This is a genomic window from Actinobacillus seminis (assembly GCF_002263215.1).
In the GTDB taxonomy this organism is placed as follows: domain Bacteria; phylum Pseudomonadota; class Gammaproteobacteria; order Enterobacterales; family Pasteurellaceae; genus Actinobacillus_B; species Actinobacillus_B seminis.
The window spans coordinates 14,552-39,154 of sequence record NZ_NLFK01000006.1 but is presented as its reverse complement, the minus strand read 5'-3'; the positions used below and the strand labels follow the sequence as shown (position 1 = coordinate 39,154).

General features: G+C 41.7%; 20 protein-coding genes and 3 pseudogenes. 17 read left to right on the top strand and 6 right to left on the bottom strand.

What is annotated here, in order from left to right; genetic code table 11:
- Both tamB and tamA read right to left on the bottom strand, forming a co-directional pair.
- Window positions 1-3,942 (bottom strand): autotransporter assembly complex protein TamB, encoded by a 3,942-nt coding sequence (gene tamB, locus CFY87_RS06915; protein ID WP_094946499.1) that lies wholly within the window; start codon window positions 3,940-3,942, stop codon window positions 1-3.
- A 13-nt stretch (window positions 3,943-3,955) separates the two neighbouring features.
- Window positions 3,956-5,719: an autotransporter assembly complex protein TamA gene (gene tamA, locus CFY87_RS06910; protein WP_094946498.1), complete on the bottom strand. Its 1,764-nt coding sequence runs from the start codon at window positions 5,717-5,719 to the stop codon at window positions 3,956-3,958.
- A 239-nt stretch (window positions 5,720-5,958) separates the two neighbouring features.
- Between tamA and CFY87_RS06905 the strand changes: the two genes are divergently transcribed.
- The 16 genes and pseudogenes from CFY87_RS06905 (at window position 5,959) to fis (ending at window position 16,564) form a co-directional block, all read left to right on the top strand.
- Complete coding sequence (locus CFY87_RS06905; protein ID WP_094946497.1) at window positions 5,959-6,336, top strand: hypothetical protein; 378 nt, start codon at window positions 5,959-5,961, stop codon at window positions 6,334-6,336.
- Window positions 6,337-6,419: 83 nt separating this feature from the next.
- A complete protein-coding gene (menB, locus tag CFY87_RS06900; protein ID WP_094946496.1) occupies window positions 6,420-7,277 on the top strand; it encodes a 1,4-dihydroxy-2-naphthoyl-CoA synthase in 858 nt (285 codons plus the stop codon).
- A gap of 73 nt (window positions 7,278-7,350) precedes the next feature.
- Window positions 7,351-7,491, top strand: coding sequence for a hypothetical protein (locus tag CFY87_RS11715; RefSeq protein ID WP_158216623.1), 141 nt, complete (start codon window positions 7,351-7,353; stop codon window positions 7,489-7,491).
- On the top strand, window positions 7,491-8,489 hold the full coding sequence (gene menC / locus CFY87_RS06895) for an o-succinylbenzoate synthase (RefSeq protein WP_094946495.1): 999 nt from the start codon (window positions 7,491-7,493) through the stop codon (window positions 8,487-8,489). The genes CFY87_RS11715 and menC overlap by 1 nt, the downstream gene beginning before the upstream one ends.
- 101 nt (window positions 8,490-8,590) lie before the next feature.
- Window positions 8,591-9,046 (top strand): type II 3-dehydroquinate dehydratase, encoded by a 456-nt coding sequence (gene aroQ, locus CFY87_RS06890; RefSeq protein WP_094946494.1) that lies wholly within the window; start codon window positions 8,591-8,593, stop codon window positions 9,044-9,046.
- A 158-nt stretch (window positions 9,047-9,204) separates the two neighbouring features.
- Window positions 9,205-9,711 (top strand): annotated as a pseudogene (gene accB, locus CFY87_RS06885) (acetyl-CoA carboxylase biotin carboxyl carrier protein).
- 61 nt (window positions 9,712-9,772) lie between these two features.
- Window positions 9,773-11,119: an acetyl-CoA carboxylase biotin carboxylase subunit gene (accC, locus tag CFY87_RS06880; protein ID WP_094946493.1), complete on the top strand. Its 1,347-nt coding sequence runs from the start codon at window positions 9,773-9,775 to the stop codon at window positions 11,117-11,119.
- Between the two features lie 115 nt (window positions 11,120-11,234).
- Window positions 11,235-11,499, top strand: a pseudogene (locus tag CFY87_RS06875) (YhdT family protein).
- A complete protein-coding gene (gene panF / locus CFY87_RS06870; RefSeq protein ID WP_094946492.1) occupies window positions 11,496-12,965 on the top strand; it encodes a sodium/pantothenate symporter in 1,470 nt (489 codons plus the stop codon). Before CFY87_RS06875 ends, panF begins: the two are co-directional and overlap by 4 nt.
- A 1-nt stretch (window position 12,966) precedes the next feature.
- Window positions 12,967-13,845 (top strand): 50S ribosomal protein L11 methyltransferase, encoded by an 879-nt coding sequence (prmA, locus tag CFY87_RS06865; RefSeq protein WP_094946491.1) that lies wholly within the window; start codon window positions 12,967-12,969, stop codon window positions 13,843-13,845.
- A gap of 180 nt (window positions 13,846-14,025) precedes the next feature.
- Window positions 14,026-14,091: an ESPR-type extended signal peptide-containing protein gene (locus CFY87_RS12715; protein ID WP_094946600.1), complete on the top strand. Its 66-nt coding sequence runs from the start codon at window positions 14,026-14,028 to the stop codon at window positions 14,089-14,091.
- 69 nt (window positions 14,092-14,160) lie between these two features.
- Window positions 14,161-14,640, top strand: a complete 480-nt coding sequence (locus CFY87_RS06855) for a hypothetical protein (protein WP_115609991.1) — start codon at window positions 14,161-14,163, stop codon at window positions 14,638-14,640.
- A complete protein-coding gene (locus CFY87_RS06850; RefSeq protein WP_094946489.1) occupies window positions 14,637-14,825 on the top strand; it encodes a hypothetical protein in 189 nt (62 codons plus the stop codon). The genes CFY87_RS06855 and CFY87_RS06850 overlap by 4 nt, the downstream gene beginning before the upstream one ends.
- Window positions 14,826-14,876: 51 nt before the next feature.
- Window positions 14,877-15,062 carry a hypothetical protein gene (locus tag CFY87_RS12710; protein ID WP_094946488.1) on the top strand — a complete coding sequence of 62 codons (186 nt, stop codon included), beginning with the start codon at window positions 14,877-14,879 and terminating at the stop codon, window positions 15,060-15,062.
- A gap of 224 nt (window positions 15,063-15,286) precedes the next feature.
- Window positions 15,287-16,273, top strand: a complete 987-nt coding sequence (gene dusB, locus CFY87_RS06840; RefSeq protein WP_115609990.1) for a tRNA dihydrouridine synthase DusB — start codon at window positions 15,287-15,289, stop codon at window positions 16,271-16,273.
- Window positions 16,267-16,564, top strand: a pseudogene (gene fis / locus CFY87_RS06835) (DNA-binding transcriptional regulator Fis). The gene dusB and the pseudogene fis overlap by 7 nt, the downstream one beginning before the upstream one ends.
- A 258-nt stretch (window positions 16,565-16,822) precedes the next feature.
- Here fis and bamC read toward each other — a convergent pair.
- Window positions 16,823-17,827, bottom strand: a complete 1,005-nt coding sequence (gene bamC / locus CFY87_RS06830) for an outer membrane protein assembly factor BamC (protein WP_094946486.1) — start codon at window positions 17,825-17,827, stop codon at window positions 16,823-16,825.
- A gap of 119 nt (window positions 17,828-17,946) precedes the next feature.
- Window positions 17,947-18,843, bottom strand: a complete 897-nt coding sequence (dapA, locus tag CFY87_RS06825; RefSeq protein ID WP_094946485.1) for a 4-hydroxy-tetrahydrodipicolinate synthase — start codon at window positions 18,841-18,843, stop codon at window positions 17,947-17,949.
- 189 nt (window positions 18,844-19,032) lie between these two features.
- Here dapA and bcp point away from each other — a divergent pair, with 189 nt between their 5' ends.
- Complete coding sequence (gene bcp / locus CFY87_RS06820; RefSeq protein WP_094946484.1) at window positions 19,033-19,500, top strand: thioredoxin-dependent thiol peroxidase; 468 nt, start codon at window positions 19,033-19,035, stop codon at window positions 19,498-19,500.
- 52 nt (window positions 19,501-19,552) lie between these two features.
- On the opposite strand, the gene CFY87_RS06815 is transcribed toward bcp, so the two are convergent.
- On the bottom strand, window positions 19,553-21,184 hold the full coding sequence (locus tag CFY87_RS06815) for a phosphoethanolamine transferase (RefSeq protein WP_094946483.1): 1,632 nt from the start codon (window positions 21,182-21,184) through the stop codon (window positions 19,553-19,555).
- A gap of 150 nt (window positions 21,185-21,334) precedes the next feature.
- Window positions 21,335-24,385 (bottom strand): ribonuclease E, encoded by a 3,051-nt coding sequence (gene rne, locus CFY87_RS06810; protein ID WP_094946482.1) that lies wholly within the window; start codon window positions 24,383-24,385, stop codon window positions 21,335-21,337.
- Window positions 24,386-24,603 lie beyond the last annotated feature (218 nt).

The window sequence follows — 24,603 nt, the reverse complement described above, 5'->3', positions numbered from 1 at the left end:
CTAAAATTCAAATCGATACAGGAGATCAAATGCCTGATTTACCCCTGATACAGATTGTACATAAAGTTGCGGTAATAATTTATAGCGAACGGTAAATTCAGCCAGCCCGTCAAATAAGCCAACGCCGTATTTAACTTGCAGACGCGGCGTAATATTGCCACTTACCACCACTTGTGAGCTATCCCCAACACCTTGCGTTCCGATATTGAGATCTCTAATACCAAAAGTTTTTCCAATACCACCGATCACTTTTCCGCTTTTTGCCAATCCCATACCCAATAAAGCGGTACCAACTGCGCTGCCGGAGCCGGCTTCGTCGCTCTTTTCCAGTGAGCGTCCGGTTAATAAATAAGCTAAGGCTTGATCTTGTGGTAAACTTGGCTGGGAGAAAACTGTAACTTCAGGGCTGTCTGCAATACCTACAACGTTCACCCCGGCGGTGACATTGCTATCTTCCATTGCATCCGGATTGCGAATTGCTTCAATTTCCAACATGGGTTGTGATGGCAATCCGGAGAAGCTAATTTGTCCTTTGCGGATTAATAGATCTTGCCCGAATGCAGCGTAACGCCCCTCATTTAAATTAATCTGTCCATATAATCCCAATTGACTGCGATCTTGTCGAACCGACAATAATCCGTGTAATCCGGTTTGTAATCCATAGGCATTTAATCTAACGTCATTACCAATTTTAATTTTCAGATCAGAGCGAATTTCCATTCCACTTTTGGTTTTTGCAGGCATGGGTTGTTTTTGTGCCAATTGCTGCTTTAACGTTGGTTTTTGATCCAAAATGACCTCATCCGAGCTAACGGACACCGCACTGTCAGGCAAACTTTCGATCGCAATTCTTGCCCACGGAATATCAATATTTCCCGATAATTCCAATAATTTTGGAGCGGCAGTAATTTCAATATCCGGACTGATTTTTAATTTTGCCATTGACGGAATGCTAACATTAAAGCGATCCGCCTGCACGCGAAGACGAGTATTCCAGCGCTCTAAGCTTCGCCAATCGGCATTACCGTCCACATTAAGACGACTGTCGTCAGTTTGAATATAGCCTTGCAGCGTAGAACGATTGCCTTGGAATTGTAAACTAAGCCGGCCATCGTTAATATCAAAAGGCAAAGCATTCATTTGGGCTTTCAACCGGTTAGCTACAAATGAACCCGTCAATAATGGCGCATTTAAATTTCCACCGAAGCTCAAACGCGCATTGACATCACCCACAACATTTTCACCGCGAGACAGCAATTGATTAACCAAATTTAAATTCACATTTTGAATATTCAACGTTCCACCCAATTGACGCGCTTTAGCTAAATCTTGAATGCGAATGTCTGTATTGATTTTCCCTTGATTTTGAATATTAATCGTTGATTTCAACGCTAAATTATTATCTTGTAAATCCGCATTGAAAGTTAATTTCGGAATATCCAATTTGAAAGTTCGATAGTCAATCGGTTGGTTGACCGATAGGGCATTCCCATTAATCTGCAAAGCGAATTTCAACGGTTTATCGACAAACCATTCTACATTCCCTTTACTTTGCAACTGCCCTTTGAATAACACTTTTTCCAAGTAATGATTGATGAGTGCTAAATCAAGTTTTTTAATTTCAAATGGTATATTCCCGTTTTTACCGGCTTTAAAGTATTGTGGGAAACACAACTCCACACCGCTATTCATCCAACAATGCGCAGAAATTCCGGCGACAGTTTGTTTATTGTCATAATCCAGGTTGACATTTTGATTATTCCGCCATGCGCCGACCGGCGAGCTGATATTCACTTGGCTTAACACGCCTTTCCATTGCTGCGAAATGCGGTCAAAATTTCCGGACAAATTTAAATCCAGCGCCAGTGGCTTGCCTTGCGATTGCAATTGCAGATGATGATTTTTTTCATCCCCGCTTAAGGTTAACATGGCATTGCGAATATTAACTTCGTTATACACCACCCCACCAACGCCCAAATCCAAATTACCCTTGATAAGCTTTTCGGATGTCACTTGTCCTTGCAAAGATAACGTTGCCAGACGTATATCATTAAATTGGATATTTCGCCCGCTCAAATCCACATTTAAATTTGGTTCGGTGATTTTGCCGGAAAGTGCCACGTTGCCCTTAAGTGCCGCGTTTAAATTTGGCAATAATCCGCGTAAATTCGGTGCTTGAATAACCAAATTAAAATCAGATTTTTCGCCTAATTCGCCTTGGGCGGTAATTTTATTTTCGCCATAAGTCAAATGCAGATACGGGATCGATAACCCTTTTTCTTTGGCAACAGTGAAGCTGCCGGTCAGGTTGAGCGGATGCCGAGACAGAGTACCTTGCAACGCTAATTCCGGTACATTGACTAACCAATTTTGTCCTTGAACTTCGCCATCCGAACGGATTTTACCGGATAACACTGCCGGAAATTGCGCGAAATAACCGCCTAAATTTAATTGCGACAAATCCAGAACGGTTTGCCATTTCACACCCGATTGCCAATCCGCTTTACCGCTTAATAACACACTGCCTTTTAAGGTATTGAGTTGTAATTTTTCAATATTGGCATATGACAAGCCGCCCTGTAGAATTACATCCACATCACTTTTGGGGATCCCCATGCCTTGTGCGCGTCCTTTGAGTTGGACATGATAATCCAATAAATTTCCTTCAATGGCTAAATCCAGTTTGGAAATGTGCATGGCATCTGCGTTTTTCGTCGCAAAGGGATATTGTAATTTATCACTGTGCAAGGTGAGATGAAATGGCATTTTTGCTTGGTTTAGTTGAACTTCCGCCTTCAATCGTGCTTGTATGCCGCCTTCTGCTTGGATGGAAAGTGCGGTCTGTTTTTTCAAATTTCCATTTAATCTCAAATCAATCTGCGTATCCGGCAACAATACGTGCTCATTTTCGCTGATTTTTTTGACCGCACTTTGTAATTGAAAATCTAATGGAAATTCGCCATTAAGTTGTAATAGTCCTTTTCCTTGCAGATTGCCTAAGGAGCTTTCCAGTTGTAACTTGTGCAATTGTACAAGATGATCTTGCGCCTGTACTTGAACTTGCCAATGGAGAATATCCACCGCTTGCTGCACATTTTCATTTTGATCAACTTGTTGATATTGCCAATTTTTTCCATGGAGATCTTGCAAATTTAATGCAAAAGGCAAATTAATTTGCGCAATATCGCCGAGCAGCGCCGGCGTTAATTTTTTCTCCAGCGCTTGCCAATCTATTGATTGCGCCGCTTTTTCTATTTGTTCTTTTGCTTCTTTTTGCTGTTTGATCTCGCTTGCACTTTGAACAACTTGCGTGATAAAGCGCAGATCGTTAATTTGCGTTGGCGAAATGACCAGGCCTTTTGCATTATCTAAAGAAAGTGCGGTAGAAAATTGCGCGAGCTCTAAGCGATTTTGATCAATTTTTAAAGTCAGTTGATCGATAGCAATCTGATCAGCGACAACGGAAATCGGCAAATAAATCGGTTGCAGCGGCGAATTATCTTTTGGCTTTGCTTCCAAAGACGGCAATTTAGTGCTATCAATTTGGATTAACGGTTGTTGTACACGCAAATCACGCAGACAAATTTGAGCTTGTAGCAGACAGCTAAAATCCAATTGCAAACGCACTTGTTCAATGTGTGTATCTACGCCGAGCGACCGGTAACGCACGTTGCGTAAAATGAGTCCGTTTTGCAATCCGCCTTCGATTTGCTCAATGGCGAGCGAGTCGAGCAAATTATCGGTTAATTGAAGTAACCCTCGTTGACCGCTGTCGGTTGCCAAGGCGCCAAGTAAGGCAAAAATTGGCAAAATAACGACCGCACTTAGTGCACAAGCGATTTTGCGACAGATTTTCTTTTTCTTCTGCGGTGTATTGGGCGAAATTACTTCATTTTTTGCCACTTCATCATGCTGTAGATCTTGTTTTTTTTGTTCAATCATACTTTACCCTGTGTTAGAGATCGGAACCTAACCCAATGTAGAATTGTATATTTTTACTGTCGTCTTTATCTCGTATCGGCGAGGCAATATCAAATTTGATAGCGCCGATAGGAGATGCCCAACGTACGCCGACGCCGGCGCCATAACGTAATTCTGACGTGTTATAGGATTCAGCGGCAAGTCCGCTGTCGGCAAAGGTCGCCAACCACCAATCCGGATACACTTGATACTGATACTCAAAGGTACCGGTAGCTAAACGGGAGGCGCCGATATATTTTCCATTCTCGTCTTTCGGCGAGATTTTTTTATACCCATACCCGCGCACGCTGCGATCTCCTCCGGCGAAAAAGCGCAAGGCCGGGGGAATGCGTTGAATATCATTGGTATGCAACCAGCCTAATTCTGCGCGCAGTAAAAAACGGTGATTTTCAGCGAAAGTGCGAACCCAAGTGCTTGATGCCTGAATTTTAATGAAGCTCACATCAGAAAGTAGCCCGCGCTGCCCCACGTCAACGGTCAAGCGTTGCGAATCGCCCCAAGTGGCAAATAATCCGTCTTTTATGCGAGTACGACCGGCAGAGACTGTCGGATAAACTAACAATGTTCTATCCGACATGCTTCCTTGCGTAAAAGCATCATAACGTACCCGCAAACCTAAGGAGTTTTGCCATCCGGTAATTCGATTCCAGTAACGCAACGCCGCAAAGGTTACAGAAGCAGTATCGGTATCTAGACTGTTGTCATGTTCATTTTCTGCACCGGCTGAAAATTCATAATAATAATTAAGCGGATTTTTTAATAACGGCATTTTGTAGGTCGTTTCAACGGTTTGCTTTGATGATGAAAGGTATAAATTGGAATGAAAACTGTGACCTCGACTATTAACCCAAGGCTTAACCCAGCTGAACTGGAAACGTGGGCCAACATCTGTTGAGTAGCCAATCCCAACATCCATGGCATTTTTTTTTCGCGGATAGGTAATTACATTAATATCCACAGTTTTTTGATCTTCGTGTAATGTCGGCTGCAATAAGACGGAGCTAAACCAGCCGGAAGCGTTGTAACTGTTGGTGAGTTTAGAAAGATCATTGATCAGATAATAATCGCCTTCTTTGATTTGCATAATATTGCGTAAATAATCTTCGCGAATTTGACTGTGGGCAAGCGTAATTTTACCAAATCGATAGCGTGTTTTACTGTCAAACACAATGCGCCACCAAGCTTGATTGCTTGAGGGAAGCACTTCCAAACGAGAGAGGTCGAATTCCGCATCAAAATAACCGCGTCTAGTCGCTAATTTCTGCAGGCTACTTTTGTAATCCTCATAAACCGAGTGATACATCATATCGCCTTTTTTTGCGACGTTCCTCTTTAATCCATCAAAAGCTTTATCGTCTTTGGCTTCCCCTAAAATCCGAATATCCGTTTCTTCAATTAACGCAGGTTTACCCGCCTTGACATCGGCGATCAACAACGGTTTTTGATTTTTACGCGGTTGCAAGGTGAAATTAATTTCAGCGTTATAATAACCGTAAACCCGCAACCCTTTATTAATGGCGTCACGCACCAATTGCTGATAGCGTTCGGATCCATCAGCTTCTTCTTTATCGATCATTGAAGTATAAATATCGACATTTTCAATGGCTTTTTCCCCGCGTACGCCGGTCACTTTGAGATCAACGGTATATTCCGCTTTCGCGGCGACGCTCATGTAGATAAGTCCTAAATAACAAAGCGGACGAAAAATATCACCCTTTCGGTTGGCAAATAATTTCATAAATTCCCCTAAATTAATCCGCTAAGTAGTTTACTTTCTAGGTGTTTGATTGGCAATGGAAAGAGTGACTTGTTTTACATTAAATTACACTAAATCGGCACAAATCCTGTTTCTGTTCGCGAAAATCTCATTTTTATACAAAAAAAGTAAAAAGATGCCGATTTTGTGATCTTGCCACTATTTCTATTTTGATTTTTAGCGTACATTGAGCAAAATTTTCCTAGGAATTTTTCTTAATAATGAGTTTACAGCAACGTTTACTTTTTCTTGAACAACGAGATTTGATTGATACGGAGGTGCGCCATTGGGTACTTTTGGTACGTGTGCATTTTGTCAAAAAATGGCAGCTCAATGTACATACCAAGCAAATGGAAATGTTATTCATTCACCTGGCAATGGCGCTGGGACGTATTCGGCGCGGCTATTGTGCCAATGCGCTGGATGATAGCATTTTCCGCGAAATGGAAAGTGCGGTGTTTTTTCCGCAAGTTTTAGCACGCCATCAGGAAATGTTGCAACTATTACCTCTTGATATTCCTTTCAGCGAACAAACGCATTTAATCGCCAATTTATTTTCCTTAGCCCTTGAACAACCGCAATTGTTAAAAACAGCATAAAAAATCGCCGCACTTTTCGTTAATCCTATATTGGGATATAATGAGTGCAATTTTTCTGCGATAAATTGATGAAGGAATTCTCTATGCAAAATCCAAAAGATGATGTACTTTACGCGCCGATTGAATGGCAAGATTATAGCGAGAGCTACAGCGATATTTTGTACCATAAATCTGCCGACGGTATTGCGAAAATTACTATTAACCGTCCACAAGTGCGCAATGCGTTTCGCCCGAAAACCGTACAAGAGATGATTCGTGCTTTTTCGGATGCGCGTTTTGATGAAAAAATCGGCGTAATCGTGTTAACCGGTCAAGGGGAAAAGGCGTTTTGTTCCGGCGGTGACCAAAAAGTGCGAGGCGATTACGGTGGTTATAAAGATGAAAGCGGCGTACATCATTTAAATGTTTTGGATTTCCAACGGGATATTCGTAGCTGCCCGAAACCGGTCGTGGCTATGGTGGCGGGATATGCTATCGGCGGCGGTCATGTATTGCATATGCTATGTGATTTGACCATTGCGGCGGAAAATGCGATTTTTGGGCAAACCGGTCCGAAAGTGGGATCTTTTGACGGCGGCTGGGGCGCAAGCTATATGGCGCGCATTGTTGGTCAGAAAAAAGCGCGTGAAATTTGGTTCTTGTGTCGTCAATATAATGCCAAAGAAGCCTTGGAAATGGGTTTGGTCAATACGGTGGTACCTTATGCGGATTTAGAAAAAGAAACCGTGCGTTGGTGCCGCGAAATGTTGCGTAACAGCCCGATTGCGTTGCGTTGCTTAAAAGCCGCGTTAAATGCCGATTGCGACGGACAAGCGGGACTGCAAGAGCTTGCAGGTAACGCGACCATGTTGTTTTATATGACAGAAGAAGGGCAAGAAGGTCGCAATGCGTTTAATGAAAAACGTGCACCTGACTTCAGTAAATTTAAGCGAAATCCATAAATTTAATCAGTAAAAGTGTGGTAAGAATAGTGGAAAATTTGACCGCACTTTTATCTTGTTTGAGGAAAAAATAATGTTGAAAAAATGCTTGTTTCTTTTATTGATTTTAGTGGTGCTAGGTATTTTTGCCACTTTCGTTATTTTTGATGCAAAAGATCACTGTTTAGATTATGGTGGTCGTTATAATGACAATACACAACAATGTGAACAGTAATGACAAATCGAATTTTTCATTTATACCAATATGCTATTCCTGTGGATAGCCAGCTTATTTTGCGCAACCGTTTTTTGAAAAAACGTGAAGGTTTATTGGTGCAAATTAAATGTGGCGAACATGAAGGTTGGGGCGAAATTGCTCCATTGCCGGAGTTTAGCCAAGAAACTTTGAGCGAGGCTCGTGTGCAGGCATTGGGTTGGTTAGCACGTTGGGATGAAGCGCGTTGTCATAATCAAAAACTGCCTTTAGAAAATTTATTTCCGTCGGTGGCATTCGGGTTAAGTTGCGCTTTAGCCGAGCTGAAAGGCAAATTAAATGCACAAGGCAATTATCAAGTCGCACCATTATGCTATGGCGATCCGGATGAATTATACGAACCCTTGGATAATATGCAGGGTGAAAAAGTGGCAAAAATTAAAGTAGGGATGTATGAGGCAAATCGTGACGGAATGATTACCGATATGTTGCTGGAAGCCATTCCGGATTTGCAATTACGCCTTGATGCTAACCGTAATTGGACGCCGGCAAAGGCGCAGATGTTTGCCAAATACGTCAAACCGGAACACCGTGCGCGTATTCAATTTTTGGAAGAGCCTTGTAAAACGCCGCAAGAAAGTTTGCAATTTGCCGAACAAACCGGCATTGCGATTGCGTGGGATGAAACCGTACGCGATGCCGGATTTCAAGTGAAAAAACAACCGCACTTGGCGGCAATTGTGATCAAGCCGACCCTTGTCGGCTCCTTGGAATATTGTGTGAAACTGATTCAACAAGCACAACAACAAGGGGTGAAAGCGGTGATCAGTTCGTCGCTTGAAAGCAGCCTAGGTTTAACCCAATTGGCGCGTATTGCACAACAATATACGCCAAACGTGACGCCGGGCTTGGATACGTTAAGTTTGATGGATTATCAGGTGTTAAGAACTTGGCCTGGATCGGATTTGCCTGTGCTTGATTTGCATTCGGAATTTATTGTTGAATTCACAAATTCCTAGCCATTTAAATCGCTCGTTCAATGGTTTGACCACGCATGAAATTACTGTGATTTGCTAAAAAATCATTATAATGCTGTTTGTTAAGAAAAAAGGATAAGGTTATGTCGCAATCTCCTCGAATTTTGCTGTTAAATGGTCCTAACTTAAATATGTTAGGAAAACGCGAACCGAAACATTATGGACGTTTATCGTTGCCGGCAATTGAACAACGAATGCAATCCTTGGCGGCAGAATATCAGATTGATTTGCAATGTTTCCAAGCCAACAGCGAAGAAAAGCTCATTGATAAAATTCATCAAAGTTTTCAACAAGTTGATTTTATTATTATCAATCCGGCAGCTTATACACATACCAGCGTGGCATTGCGTGATGCTTTGTTGGCGGTGTCTATTCCTTTTGTGGAAGTGCATTTATCCAATGTGCATAAACGAGAAGCGTTTCGCCATCATTCCTATTTTAGCGATATTGCCGAGGGTGTTATTTGCGGCTTGGGCGCACAGGGGTATGAATTTGCCTTGCAGTTTGCTTTAAATTATTTATCGGAACAATCAAATTAAGTTGAATTTCGTAGAAATTTGCAGAATTTTGTCGCCAACTGCACGATTTTCAGGTAATCTTTCGCACAGAAATTTATCTTAAACCAACCGCACTTTTTGCTGTTTGGTTGGTCAAAGTGGAAAGTGCGGTCAAAATTTTATTATTTTAGGAAAACATTATGGACATTCGTAAAATTAAGAAACTCATTGAATTAGTGGAAGAATCCGGCATTATGGAATTAGAAATTTCTGAAGGGGAAGAATCTGTTCGCATTAATCGCGGTTCACCGGCAGCCGGCACCGTACAATACAGCATGCCGGCTCCACAGGTTGCACCCGTAATAACTTAGTCGTGGGAGGCAAGGCACACAGGGGATAGGTTTTTTTTTTTTTTTCGCCTCCCACGACTGGCACCTGCAGCGCCAGCGGCTGCGGCAAGTGATGAGTTAAGCGGTCACATTATCCGTTCTCCAATGGTGGGAACTTTCTATCGTAGCCCAAGCCCGGATGCTAAAGCGTTTGTTGAAGTTGGTCAATCGGTTAAAATAGGAGAGGCTCTTTGTATCGTTGAAGCCATGAAAATGATGAACCGTATTGAAGCGGATAAAGCCGGTGTGGTAAAAGCTATTTTAATCAATGATGGTGAGCCGGTGGAATTTGACGAACCGCTAATCGTTATCGAATAATTCATATTCTTGTGGGGCACGATACCCCACAACAATATTTCATTTAAGAGTACGCATTCTTATGTTAGAAAAAGTTGTTATTGCCAATCGAGGTGAAATTGCCCTACGTATTTTACGTGCGTGTAAAGAACTCGGAATTAAAACTGTCGCGGTGCATTCTACTGCCGATCGTGAATTAAAACACGTTTTACTTGCTGATGAAACCGTATGTATCGGACCGGCACCATCAACCAAAAGTTATTTGAATATCCCCGCAATTATTGCCGCCGCCGAAGTAACCGGTGCTGATGCGATCCATCCGGGATATGGTTTTTTATCGGAAAATGCGGATTTTGCAGAACAAGTTGAACGTTCCGGCTTTATTTTTATCGGACCGACCGCGGAAGTTATCCGTTTGATGGGGGATAAGGTATCGGCGATTACCGCTATGAAAGCGGCTGGCGTACCTTGCGTACCGGGATCTGACGGTCCTTTAAGTGCCGATATGGCGAAAAATAAAGAAATTGCGAAAAAAATCGGTTATCCGGTCATTATTAAAGCGTCCGGTGGCGGTGGCGGTCGCGGGATGCGCGTAGTACGTGATGAAAAATCCTTGGAAGAATCCATTGCTATGACCAAAGCGGAAGCTAAAGCGGCATTTAATAACGATATGGTTTATATGGAAAAATATTTGGAAAATCCGCGTCATATCGAAATTCAAGTATTAGCGGATACGCACGGGAACGCACTTTACTTAGCCGAACGGGACTGTTCAATGCAACGTCGCCATCAAAAAGTGGTAGAAGAAGCACCGGCGCCGGGAATTACCGAAGAAGTACGTCGTAATATCGGCGAACGTTGCGCGCGTGCTTGCGTTGAAATCGGTTATCGTGGTGCGGGTACCTTTGAATTTTTGTATGAAAACGGTAAATTCTACTTTATTGAGATGAATACCCGTATTCAGGTAGAACATCCTGTAACGGAGATGATTACCGGTGTTGATTTGGTGAAAGAGCAATTGCGCATTGCTGCCGGTTTGCCGCTTTCCTTTAAACAAGAAGATATTCAAGTGCGCGGTCATGCTATTGAATGTCGTATTAACGCAGAAGATCCGAATACGTTTTTACCGTCACCGGGTAAAGTGGATCACTTGCATTCGCCGGGCGGTTTAGGGGTACGTTGGGATTCTCACGTGTATGGAGGTTATACTGTTCCGCCACATTATGATTCCATGATTGCTAAATTAATCACTTACGGTGATGCGCGCGAAGTGGCTATTCGTCGAATGCAAAACGCGTTAAGCGAAACAATTATCAGCGGTATTAAAACCAATATTCCGCTGCATGAATTGATTTTAGCCGACGAAAATTTCCAAAAAGGCGGAACCAATATCCATTATTTGGAGAAAAAATTGGGTATGCGCGATTAATAGGTTTATGTGCAGAAAAAGTGGAGTTAGCTTCACTTTTTTATATCAACATTTATGCCGGAAACGCTCGGAACAGGTAAACTTTGAGGCTCAAAAGAAAATAGGAATAGCAGAGATGAAGATAAACTCTCGTTATCAGCAGGCGGTAAAAGAAGCACGCTGGGCGCTGGGATTGACAATTTTATATGTTATCGGTTGGTGCGTTTGCGCCTATTTACCGAAAGGAAATAGTGGACCTTTAGGTTTTCCTCTTTGGTTTGAATTAGCTTGTTTTTACCTGCCGATTTTATTTATTGTAGTGGCATATTGGGTGATCAAAAATTGTGTATCAAGACATTGATCTTGAACATCAGCCGGAAAGCAAAGAGGCGCAAAAATGAATTTAGGGATTGTGTTACCATTGATCATTTATTTAGTTTTCGTGTTTGGGGCAGCATTGTATGCTTATATTAAACGCAGCAAAGGAGATTTTTTAACGGAATATTATGTAGGTAATCGCTCCATGACGGGATTTGTGTTAGCAATGACGACCGCATCCACCTACGCCAGCGCCAGCTCCTTTATTGGCGGACCGGGAGCCGCGTATAAGTTTGGTTTAGGCTGGGTATTGCTTGCGATGATCCAAGTGCCGGCAGTGTGGCTGGCGCTTGGTGCATTAGGTAAAAAATTTGCTTTATTGTCCCGTAAATCCAATGCCTTAACCATTAATGATTTATTGCTTTATCGCTATAAAAACAAATATTTAGTTTGGATTTCCTGCGTTGCTTTATTCATTGCCTTTTTTGCCGCAATGACCGTGCAATTTATCGGCGGTGCTCGCTTGTTGGAAACAACCATTGGTATTAGTTATACCCAATCATTACTGATTTTTGCCTTAACTGTTGGGCTTTATACTTTTATTGGCGGTTTTCGCGCAGTGGTGTTAACGGATACGATCCAAGGTTCTGTGATGATTTTAGGCACGATTATTTTATTAATCGGAACCATTTACGCCGCCGGCGGGGTCGAAAGTGCGGTGCAAAAACTCACAGAAATTGATCCGCACTTGGTCAGTCCTTATGGTCAAAATGAGATGTTAGATTTTCAATTTATGGCATCTTTTTGGATTTTGGTGTGCTTCGGTGTGGTCGGATTGCCGCATACCGCTGTGCGCTGTATGGCATTTAAAGACAGCAAAGCACTGCACAGTGGGATGCTGATTGGTACGATCATATTGAGCGTTATCATGTTAGGGATGCATTTAGCCGGCGCGTTAGGGCGAGCGATTATTCCGAGTTTGAGCGTACCGGATCAGGTTATCCCAACCTTAATGTTGCAAGTGTTACCTCCTATCATAGCGGGGATTTTCTTGGCAGCTCCAATGTCAGCGATTATGTCCACCATTGATGCGCAATTAATTCAATCGTCTTCTATTTTTGTAAAAGATTTATATTTATCGGCTAAACCGGAAATGGCAAAAAATCAACGGAAAATCAGCCGGTTATCCTCATTAATTACCTTAGGATTGACCGCACTTTTAATTCTTGCCGCCCTAGATCCGCCGGAAATGATCATCTGGTTGAATTTATTTGCTTTCGGTGGCTTGGAAGCGGCATTTTTATGGGTCATCATTTTAGGCTTATATTGGGATAAAGCAAATGCCTATGGCGCCATCAGTTCAATTGTCATTGGATTGGGCAGTTATGTACTACTAACCGCTTTTTCCATTAAATTATGGGGATTTAATGCAATTGTTCCTGCGTTAATTTTTGGATTACTGGCATTTTTAGCCGGGAATTATGTTGGTATCCGAAAAAATGTTACAATGCCCTCTTTGCCACATTCGGCATCATTAGAGAGAGGATAATATGGCTTGGATACAAATTCGAATTAACAGTACAAATAAAAAAGCGGAAAGTTTAAGCGATTATTTAGAAAGTTTAGGCGCTGTATCGGTGACGTTTATGGATAGCCAAGATACGCCGATCTTTGAACCTTTACCGGGCGAAACACGTTTGTGGGGAAATACGGATGTGGTGGCGCTGTTTGATGCGGAAACGGATATGGCGAAGATTGTGCAACAATTGCAGCACGCCAAACAGCTGCATAAAGACATGGCATATAAAGTTGAGCAAATCGAAGATAAAGATTGGGAAAGGGAATGGATGGATAATTTCCATCCAATGCAATTCGGTCGGCGTTTATGGATTTGCCCAAGTTGGTGCGAGGTGTCTGATGAACATGCGGTTAATGTGATGTTGGATCCCGGTTTGGCGTTTGGCACGGGAACGCACCCGACAACCGCGTTATGTTTAGAGTGGCTCGACAGCTTAGATTTACAAGGTAAAACCGTGATTGACTTTGGTTGCGGATCAGGTATTTTGGCAATTGCCGCCTTAAAATTGGGCGCTAAAAGTGCGGTCGGAATTGATATTGATCCGCAAGCTATTTTAGCCAGCCGCAATAATGCCGAGCAAAATGGCGTGGCGGATCGATTACAATTATTTTTATCCGATGAAAAACCCGCTGATTTAAAAGCGGATGTAGTGGTGGCTAATATTTTGGCAGGATCGTTAAGAGAGTTATGTCCAACTATCAGCCAATTAGTGAACCCGCAAGGAGATTTAGGCTTATCCGGTATTTTAGAAACCCAATCGGCGTCCGTTTGTCAGGCGTATGCTGAACATTTTGCGTTGGATCCGGTGACAAGTCGGGAAGAATGGTGTCGAATTACGGGACGCAAATAGGCTCCCCATTAAAAATGATAGCGATGAGTAGGTAAATGCCTCCCATAATTTTACCTCATCAATCTTGATAATTAACATAAACTCCGGCAGGAATTGTGCTTGTTTCATCTTTTAAAAGATGCATACCGGCAATTAACAGCATTTGCAATTTAAGTGTTATTATTTTAGCTGGGAAAAACTATGAATAAAATATTCAAGGTCATATTCAATAAATCCATCGGCAGGTTAGTTCTGTATCGGAATTAAGTAAATCTCAATCAAAATCAAAAGTAGATAAGCGTGTGTATAGGAGGGGGGGGGAAGAGCAGAGTAAATTTGCTCTCGTATTCTGCTACATTTTCTCTATTATCACTATTACCGCTTAATGCTTATGCGGTCGCTCCTTCAGGACAAATTCAATACGCTTCAGATCAAGGGCTTTCTATCAGTAATAGTCTTGCTCCAGGCGACTCCCACAGTATTGCAATTGGTGGAAATTCGCTTGGGAAGCGTGCAAAAGCGCTAAAACCAGGTACAATTGCTATTGGTTGGCATGCAATCGCAACCGGAAAGGATTCAACTGCATTAGGTTCTCGTTCAACAGCAACTAAGGAGGGGGCAATTGCAATTGGTGAGGATACTGTCGTGCAAAGCGGTGCGAACTACTCGACTGTGATCGGATATAATTTAAGAACCGAATCAAAGCAGATCACTGTTGTAGGTAATCGGATCAAAATTTTGAGGGATTCGAAAAATAGTTTTGTTGGCGGAACAGAAATTGAATTGGTTCGCAATCAGGATAGGATAGTACAGTGATTGGACAGAATATAAAACAACTTCCGCCTGACGTCAACAACATCGTAGCTATCGGCAACTCAGTGAAAGTCACTAAAGAGACCGGTGTGGCGATTGGATCCCGTTCGATTTCTGCACGAGACAAAGGCATTAAAGGCTATGATCCCAATACCAACCAACTCATAACCAGTAACGATAAAACGTGAAAGTCCAAATTAGCCGCATTTTCGGTTGGTAATTCCACTGAAACCCGCCAAATTACCGGTATAGTAGAGGGCTCAGAAGACACCGATGCAGTTAATGTGGCACAGTTAAAAGAATTGAGCAAGTATAGTCATAATCTAGCTACTTCAACTAAAAATGCCCTTGGCGGTTCAACTCAACTTACTCAGGATGGTAACATCACTGTAAACGACCTGGGCGAAACAGGTAAGAATAGGTAAAATAGGAATTACCTTTAATTTAGAATCAAAATTCATGGATCCTTAGGCTTAAGCGATTGTTCGATGATAATTTTTATTGTTTGATTGGAATAATTCTCGTATTAAATCTAAAAAATTGCATTTTGTATAAAAAATACTCTTTTCAAATGCCATAAAAGTGCGTATCATAGCACGCCTTGATTGGTTCCGTGTCAATTGAAAGATGGGTTGTAGAGAGGTAAAAGGTGCAAATTGGTTGTTATAGATTGAAAAATCGCATTCTATTGGCGCCAATGGCAGGCATTACCGATCAGCCATTTCGGAAGCTCTGTTCCCGCTATGGGGCAGGGTTAACTTTTTCTGAAATGATGTCAACCAATCCGCGAGTTTGGCATACGGAGAAATCAAAACTGCGTTTGGCTCACCACCAAGAGTTGGGGATTAATGCTGTGCAAATAGCAGGTTCCGATCCGCAAGAAATGGCAAATGCGGCACGAGTGAATGTTGAGTATGGGGCTGAAATTATTGATATCAATATGGGCTGCCCTGCTAAAAAGGTAAATCGTAAAATGGCAGGTTCGGCACTTTTACAATATCCGAATTTAGTGCAACAAATTCTTCATGCTGTGGTAAATGCTGTGGACGTTCCCGTAACACTTAAAATTAGAACGGGTTGGGATCGGGCACATCAAAATTGTGTTGAAATCGCAAAAATTGCAGAACAAGCAGGTGTTCAGGCTTTGACTGTTCATGGACGTACGCGAGCCTGCCTATTTGAAGGGAAAGCGGAATACGACAATATAAAAGCGGTAAAACAACAAGTGAGTATGCCTGTGATTGCGAACGGAGATATTACTTCTGCTGCACAAGCAAAATTTGTCCTTGATTATACCAACGCAGATGCAGTGATGATCGGGCGCGGCGCCTTAGGCAATCCTTGGTTATTTCAATCAATGGAACGCGTAGTGGAAACCGGTTCGGATCGTCAAGAACCAAGTTTAAGCGAAAAGTGCGGTGTGATTTTACAGCATATTCGAGATATTCATCAGTTTTATGGTGAAGAAAAAGGGTATCGTATAGCACGCAAACACGTGGCTTGGTATCTACAGGGAATTCAACCCAATTCCGTTTTTAGACAGACTTTTAATGCGATTAGTGATGCAACATCACAATTAATGGCATTGGAAGATTTTTTTAATTTAATTCAAATGGATGATAAAGAAAAATGTTAGAACAACAACGTAATCCAGCTGAAGCATTAACTGTTTCAGTGTTAAATTCACAATCTCAAGTTACAAATAAACCGCTACGTGATTCAGTTAAACAAGCATTGAGAAACTATTTGTCACAACTAGACGGTCAGGATGTCGACGATCTTTATGAATTAGTATTAGCGGAAGTTGAACATCCAATGTTAGATATGGTGATGCAATATACTCGCGGTAACCAAACCCGAGCAGCAACCATGCTTGGGATTAACCGTGGAACATTACGTAAAAACTTAAAAATACGGTATGGGTTAATTAAACCGGTTATCTTATTTTTAAAACGCTTCAGCTTCGGTTGAAGCGTTTTTTATTGAGCATTTTTATTATTTTTTGTTTCGTAGACAGTACAGAAGAATAAAGTAAAAGAGCGGTGATTTTTTTCAGGTTTTAGAAATGAGTCTTACGAGGTGCCGGAAAAGAATAGGACGCCTTTTGGCGCCCTAACATGCTTTATTTCTGTTTCCTCCAGCCTATTTACGGAAGCGAAAAGGGAATAGTGCCGTGTTTTTTCTATTATTTCCCCAAGAGGTTTTGTAACGCTTGGTAAATTGCTTGTGCATTATTGCCGGAAAGAGCCTTGCCATCTTCATCAGCAATAACCACCGCACTTTGCTTACCTAATGCGGTAAGTTGCATAGAGTAATCGCCTTTTTCTAAATCCGGTTTAGCGGTACTTAAGCGTAACCATTCGTCATCATCCAGTGGGCGATATTTTAATTCTCGATAGCCACGTCCCGGTTTGTCGTTTTCAATTTCAAATCCTACTCGCGGTAAAACCTCACCTAACCGCACCCAAGATTGAGCGAAATTGCTGTTTAATGCCAATGCAGTACGTCCGTTCATATCGGTGACCAGTGCTGATTGAATTGTCCCAACAGGGGTACTATTTAACTCACGTCGTTGTTTAATATAGGTAGCATTTAATTCTCCTACCAATTGATTTAAGCGTTCAGATGCGTAACGTTGTTTATCTGCTAAATTCGGAGTAAAAATGATGTCATTCCGTTTCATTTGCAAAATAGTAATAAACAATGCCGCGGCAGTTTGAGTGGAAACTTGCTCAATTTGATAACGTACTTGTGTATCACCAATATCATCTTCCCGTCCTGTCGGCGTCCAATCGGTCACTATTTTTCCCTCGGTAGAGGTGAATTTAATATTTTGTTCACGCAGTAAACGCTCAATTTGTTTTAAGTTATAAACTGATTCTTTAATAAGAGGATAAGCAATTAGCGCACGCTCACCATCAAATTGCGCCACGGAGTTTCCAATGATCGGCAATGGATTTTCCGGTGGGCGAATATCCACATTTTGGGATCTTTGACTATTAATTTGTGGCAACTTATAGGTATTATCTTGCCCGTAAACGGTTAAACCGCCGGTGGATAAGCTACTAAAGGTTGGCACTTCCGCCCCTTTACGTTCAAACGTATCATTGGCAACCCGCTTACTTTCATTGCTGGTTGAGCAGGCAGTGAGCGTTGTTAAAATTGCTGCAGTAAATAACCACTTCTTCATAAATGAATCCTTACATTAAAAAACTGACCAAAAATGACCGCACTTTTCTTTGGACAATAAAATTAGCAAAAAGTTTAGGGTCTGCAAGCAACTTACAGACCCTTAATTATCACAACATTTTACAGTAAACCGGCGGTTTTCAATGCTGCGATCACTTTCGGTTGTGCCGTTTCGCTGAGAGTAGTTAACGGCAGACGCAACACCGGTTCATCAATCAAGCCTAATTTATAGCACGCCCATTTCACTGGAATTGGATTGGATTCCACGAATAGATCTTTGTGCAATGCCATCAAACGCGTATTAATGACTTCCGCTTCGTCAAATTTTCCGGCAAGTGCTAATTCGCACATTTTCGCCATATCCGCGGCAGCAACGTTATTGGTGACGGAAATCACGCCTTGTCCGCCGAGTTTCATGCTTTCCAGCCCAGTAGCATCATCCCCGCTTAAGAAAATAAAATCTTCGCCGGCAAGTTGTTTAATTTTTGCTACGCGACTAACATCACCAGTAGCTTCTTTAATCCCCACAATATTTTTAATTTCAGCTAAACGCCCTACGGTTTCCGGTAGCATATCGCTACCGGTACGACTTGGCACATTGTACAAAATTTGTGGTAAATCAGTGCATTCTGCTATAGCTTTAAAATGTTGATACATCCCCTCTTGGGTCGGTTTATTGTAGTAAGGAACGACAGACAAACAACCGGCAACGCCGCTATCATTTAATAATTTAGTCATAGTAATCGCTTCGCTGGTCGCATTTGCTCCGGCACCGGCAATAACGGGAATACGTCCTTCGGCAAATTCTACAGTCTTCAAAATAGTTTTCACGTTTTCTTCAATGCTTAATGTAGCGGATTCGCCGGTGGTTCCCACCGAAACAATGGCATGTGTTCCCGCTGCAATATGATATTCGACCAATTTTTTCAATCCGTCAAAATCGACCTCTCCGTGAGATGTCATTGGAGTAACGATCGCTGTAATACTACCGTAGAATAAAGGATTTGTTGCCGACATAAGACCTCCAGAAGTTATTTTAATTATAAACAGGATTTGAAAAAATATTCAAAACCTACGTTGGGTTTGCTTGATAAACTCTGTTTAAGATCGCTAAAATAGGGGGGATTTGCAAGTCTTTTTTTGCAGTTTTCTGCAAAAATATCAATTTATTCATTCTATTGAATTAATTATTGAAAGGAAAATAGTATGCATACATTAAATGTCGGTGATTTTGCACCGCACTTTACGCTTCTTAATCAAGAAAATCAGCCGGTTTCATTGCAAGATTTTGCCGGAAAAAAAGTCTTGGTTTATTTTTATCCGAAAGCCTTAACGCCGGGTTGTACCACGCAGGCTTGCGGTTTGCGCGATAGCAAAGCGGAATTGGATAAATTGGATGTGGTTATTTTAGGGATTAGTCCTGACTCACCGAAAAAATTGGCACAATTTATGGAGAAAAAAACATTAAATTTCACCTTATTATCTGATGAAGATCATCAAGTTGCCGAACAATTTGGCGTTTGGGGCGAGAAAAAATTTATGGGCAGAGTATTTGATGGTATTCATCGCATCAGTTTTTTAATTGATGAACAAGGCAAAATTGAGCAGATCTTTACAAAATTTAAAACCGCGGATCATCATCAAGTAATACTGGATTATTTAAATCATAAATAATGCTTTTACATAACAAAAGTGCGGTAAATTAACCGCACCTCTTCGCACATAACTACTTCGTCCGACAGCTTGACAATATATCTAAATCTTTGTCATAAACCGATAACGTTAAATCAATATCCATCATACTCAATACCGTATGAAAAAGATTATCTTGGGAAAATCGCTCGGTTTCAGCTTTTTGTTTCACACAAGCTAAATCAAAAGGTTTATTTTTCTTCCATGTATCTGAAAACCAAAAGATCATTGGTATGTGAGTTTGCTGTGTTGGTGCAATAGCCCTTGGTGTACCATGTAAATATACCCCATTTTCGCCTAAAGACTCTCCGTGATCGGATATATAAAAAATAGCTGTTTTAAGATCCTTTCTATGTTCTACTTTAGCGATTAACGTATCAAGAAAATTGTCAATATATAACACGCCGTTATCATAAGCATTGATAAGCTGCTCATTGCTGCATTTCTGAATTTCATTGGTATCACAAGTCGGAATAAATTGCTTAAATTCCGGTGAATATCGTTCATAATAGGTCGGACCATGATTACCGATAGTATGTAATACCAGTACCATGTCTTTATTTGTACTATCAATTTCTTTCTCAAAATCCTTGAGCAGAGTTTCATCTAAACATTCTCCATCAATACAAAGTTGAGGGAAATTTTCTACCTTGACAGTACGATTCGGTACACGTAAACAAACGCCTTTGCAATCGCTATTATTGTCTACCCAAAGCACTTCAGAATTTGCCCGTTGCAATATATCCAAAAGATTATCCGTTTTTTCTGCTTTTACGCTATCGTATTGTTTTTGCGTAAAAACAGAAAACATACAAGGTACAGAAACTGCTGTAGAAGTTCCACAACTCTCTACCTGTTTAAAATTGATTACCTCATCTCCTCGCGCTGCCAACTTAGGCGTTGTCTGACGAGAATATCCGTTTAATCCCCAATTTTGAGCACGAGTCGCTTCACCTACTACGATAATCATCAAATTACGATAATTATCCTGTTTGGCTTGTTTTATATCTAAACCGATTTGTTGATAAGGTATATTGGCTTTACGAATGAGTTTTATTTTATTGACACCAGCAGCAATGAAATTCGAAGGTACTAATAGCGCAACCGTGCTTTTATTGTTACGCACAAAAGCGGCATAATCTTGATAATAAAACCGAGAAATACCAAATACGACTACTCCGGATAGGACAATCAACGAAATACGGGTCAATAATTCTTTCCAGATAACGCGGTAATTGATTTTGACAAATAAATATAACATCGCCGGCAATACACCTAATACAATCATCCAAGTGATAAATTGCCAAGTCATCATTCGCATACTTTCTGCCGGTGTAGTTTGTAAAACATTTTCCAACATATCGGTAGTAAAATACACGTCAAAAAATAAGGCGTTATAACCGATAGCAGCGCTTATTACGATTAACAACGGAATAATCACTTTGTGCAAAATTGGCAATGCTAATAATTGAAATGCCGCATTTAATACAAAGAAAACAAAAAGAGGCATAGTCAATAAGAAATAATCCTCAGGCGCACCGGTGAACGGATGTAGACTTAATACTTTGTTGTAAAACGGGTAATTTAAAATTACCGTAAAATAAAACGCTACTAATGCAATGAGCGTTGAACTGCGCATGAAGGAAAAGGACTTAAATAGTTTCATAATTCCTAATACCAAAAAGGGAATGTCGGCAATTAGACAAAGCAAATAAAAATAAAGTTCGTCGAATTGGAAAATTTTTATGGCGAATTGACATAAAACAGGAACCTTAAAAACGTAAGGTTCCTTGTTACATTAAAATTTGCTTATTAACTACTCTGTTTTAGTCGGCGCAGAATACACATGGCTAATTGCACTGTGATGCCCTGCCGCGCCTTTACCATGGAAGTAATAACGCGACTCTGTCCATTCTACAATTTCAAATGGCAGATTAATTTGCTCTGAGGCTTTCGCCTGTGTCATTTCCGCTTTAATATGCTCGACTGCCGAAATGGTACCTAAACGCCCGTTAAACGTATAAGTGCGGTCAATTTTTAGCATATTTTTCGTGGTAACAACGGTTTCAGCAACCGGTTTCTCCACCGACATTTCCATATTCGCCACTGGGACTTCCGGTGCTTCGGTCGCCGCTGTATCGACGGTAATTGCTGTCGTACTTTCAACAAGCGGTACCGACAGGATTTCTTTCGCCACTGCGATCACATTTTCATCCGCATTTAAGCGTTCCAACGATTCGCGCACCTTTTTCTCCACCGAATCATTTGCCGGTTGGGTAATAAAGTTAGAGAAAGGTTTAGATTCACTTTTCTCATCTCTCACAATCAGATCGGTTGCAGGCAAAACCACAGACGATTTTGTCAATTGACCTTGTTGCTCCAATAATTCATCCACGGATAAGAAATTGGCATTTTTCGTCTCATTTGCTAGCGCCGAAGTATCAATCCATACTTTACCGCCGGCAAGTTCCGGCGAAGCGACCGCGGCAAATAATGGCATTGGCGATTTCAGCTCCGCCTGATTACGACGTTTATTACGTTGATTGTTCACGCGTAAATGACGCGGAAGTCGGCGTTGGCGATTATTATCGCGACGTTTTTCCTCGCCTTCGTCGGATTGATTTTCTACCGCGGCAAATTCAAATTGGTTGAGATTATTTGCCGGCACAATGTTTTCTATCGCCACACTCTGCATTGTGACTATGGTTTGCGCAACCGCTGCTTCAGCAGTGACTGTTGAGGGCGCGATTTCCTGTGCTGACAGATTTTCATTACCTTGATTTTCATCCCCGACACGCACTTTTTTACGCAAATCGCGACGTTGACGACGCTGTGTCGCCGGCACTTCCACCACTTCCTCAATCACATTCAACGCGGAAGTTTCGTCAATCATTTGCTCTTCGACAATATTTGCTTTTTTATTGCGTTTATTATTACGCTCATGACGAGCAGTACGAAGCTCTGTTTTTTCCATATTCACAGCAGCGCGCTCATTACGATCATAATTACGCTCATTGCTATCAGCCTTGGCGTTGTCGACATTTTCATTACGCGACCGGCGAGACGGACGTCGTTCTTGGCTGCGACGTTGACGCTGATTGCGATTTGGACGAGAAGATTTGGCTTTTTCTTCTTGTGCTTTTTCTTCTTCAGCAAAGAATGATTTAATTTTCGCCAAAATACGCAAGAATAAAGACGGTTTTTCCGGCACTTTACGTTCTGTCGGCATTGGTGCCGGTGTTTCAATTGCCATTGATACTGCGGCATTTTCTAATACACTTTCCGTACTCAACGCAGCGACTTCGGTATTGCGCAAAACTAAGGTTTCTTCTGATGCACCTTCATCTTCCGCTTCATGCAATTTAGCAAGATTATAACTTAACTCGTTCACTTCTTCGCCATCACGCACGCGGGACACGCTAAAGTGCGGTGTTTCCATTGCTTCATTTGGCGCGACGACAATATCGACGTTGTGGCGTTTTTCAATATCGCTGATTGTGCGACGTTTTTCGTTTAACAAATAGGAGGCGATTTGTACCGGCACAATGGTATGCACTTGCTTGGTATTTTCTTTAATCGCTTCTTCTTCCAATAAACGCAAAATAGATAAGGATAAGGACTCGTTATCACGAATTTTCCCCGTTCCTTGACAGCGCGGACAAACGTGGTGAGAGGATTCTCCTAACGATGGGCTTAAGCGTTGGCGAGACATTTCCAACAACCCGAAACGGGAAATACGGCTAATTTGAATACGGGCGCGATCTTGACGCACTGCATCACGAATACGGTTTTCTACTTCACGTTGATGGCGCACCGGGGTCATATCGATAAAGTCAATGACAATCAATCCACCTAAGTCACGCAACCGTAATTGACGGGCAATTTCATCTGCCGCTTCAAGGTTGGTATTAAGTGCAGTTTCTTCAATATCACCACCACGGGTTGAACGCGCGGAGTTAATATCAATGGCGGTTAAAGCCTCGGTCACATCAATCACAATTGAACCGCCGGAGGGTAAACGAACTTCCCGTTGGAACGCCGATTCAATTTGCGATTCGATTTGATAATGGCTAAACAGCGGTACTTCGCCTTGATACAATTTCACCCGATTAATAAAATCCGGACGCACCAATTTAATATGCGCTTTGGCTTTTTCATACACTTTCGGGCTATCAATCAGAATTTCACCGATATCACGCCGCAAATAATCTCGAATAGCACGCACGATCACATCACTTTCTTGGTGAATCAAAAATGGCGCCGGACGACTTTCGGAGGCTTGTTTAATTGCTTCCCAATGATGCAATAATACTTTTAAGTCCCATTGCAACTCTTCGGGCGATTTGCCGACACCGGCAGTACGCACGATTAAACCGACGCCATCAGGAACATCTAAAGAACTTAATGCCTCTTTTAGTTCTAAACGTTCATCACCTTCAATACGACGGGAAATCCCGCCGGCACGCGGATTATTCGGCATAATCACCAAATAGCTTCCCGCCAAGGAGACAAAGGTGGTTAACGCCGCACCTTTATTACCGCGTTCTTCTTTGTTGACTTGTACAATGACTTCTTGACCTTCGGTCAAAATGTCACGAATATTTGGACGACCTTGATACACATAATCTGCCGGAAAATATTCACGAGCAATCTCTTTTAACGGTAAGAAACCATGTCTTTCCGCTCCATAATCCACAAATGCCGCTTCCAAACTCGGTTCAACGCGAGTAATACGACCTTTATAAATGTTGGCTTTTTTCTGCTCATGTCCTGGAGATTCAATATCTAAGTCAAACAAACGCTGGCCGTCGACCAACGCAACACGCAATTCTTCTTTTTGCGTCGCATTAATTAACATTCTTTTCATTAATTTTTCTCTTACTTATCGTTTTTATAAAATAATGACAAAACCGACCGCTCTTCGGCTTCACAATCGACCTCGTGTCTGTCGCAGAATGTCAATCTCTCGACTGTCAACTGCTGGGTGCATTGATTGCGTTATTAACATCCTCCAATGCCGATCTTAATAAAAACAAAATGTACTTTCGCAACATCATTTTGCAAGCGAACATCGTCGGTTTGTCA

What these genes read in the sequence shown, in the direction of transcription:
- CFY87_RS06815 (WP_094946483.1), bottom strand. Translation starts at nt 21,184, where the DNA reads ATGAAACTATTTAAGTCCTTTTCCTTCATGCGCAGTTCAACGCTCATT.
- dapA (WP_094946485.1), bottom strand. Translation starts at nt 18,843, where the DNA reads ATGTCGGCAACAAATCCTTTATTCTACGGTAGTATTACAGCGATCGTT.
- menB (WP_094946496.1), top strand. Translation starts at nt 6,420, where the DNA reads ATGCAAAATCCAAAAGATGATGTACTTTACGCGCCGATTGAATGGCAA.
- CFY87_RS11715 (WP_158216623.1), top strand. Translation starts at nt 7,351, where the DNA reads ATGTTGAAAAAATGCTTGTTTCTTTTATTGATTTTAGTGGTGCTAGGT.
- bcp (WP_094946484.1), top strand. Translation starts at nt 19,033, where the DNA reads ATGCATACATTAAATGTCGGTGATTTTGCACCGCACTTTACGCTTCTT.
- CFY87_RS06905 (WP_094946497.1), top strand. Translation starts at nt 5,959, where the DNA reads ATGAGTTTACAGCAACGTTTACTTTTTCTTGAACAACGAGATTTGATT.
- menC (WP_094946495.1), top strand. Translation starts at nt 7,491, where the DNA reads ATGACAAATCGAATTTTTCATTTATACCAATATGCTATTCCTGTGGAT.
- prmA (WP_094946491.1), top strand. Translation starts at nt 12,967, where the DNA reads ATGGCTTGGATACAAATTCGAATTAACAGTACAAATAAAAAAGCGGAA.
- tamB (WP_094946499.1), bottom strand. Translation starts at nt 3,942, where the DNA reads ATGATTGAACAAAAAAAACAAGATCTACAGCATGATGAAGTGGCAAAA.
- tamA (WP_094946498.1), bottom strand. Translation starts at nt 5,719, where the DNA reads ATGAAATTATTTGCCAACCGAAAGGGTGATATTTTTCGTCCGCTTTGT.
- bamC (WP_094946486.1), bottom strand. Translation starts at nt 17,827, where the DNA reads ATGAAGAAGTGGTTATTTACTGCAGCAATTTTAACAACGCTCACTGCC.
- rne (WP_094946482.1), bottom strand. Translation starts at nt 24,385, where the DNA reads ATGAAAAGAATGTTAATTAATGCGACGCAAAAAGAAGAATTGCGTGTT.
- accC (WP_094946493.1), top strand. Translation starts at nt 9,773, where the DNA reads ATGTTAGAAAAAGTTGTTATTGCCAATCGAGGTGAAATTGCCCTACGT.
- panF (WP_094946492.1), top strand. Translation starts at nt 11,496, where the DNA reads ATGAATTTAGGGATTGTGTTACCATTGATCATTTATTTAGTTTTCGTG.
- aroQ (WP_094946494.1), top strand. Translation starts at nt 8,591, where the DNA reads ATGTCGCAATCTCCTCGAATTTTGCTGTTAAATGGTCCTAACTTAAAT.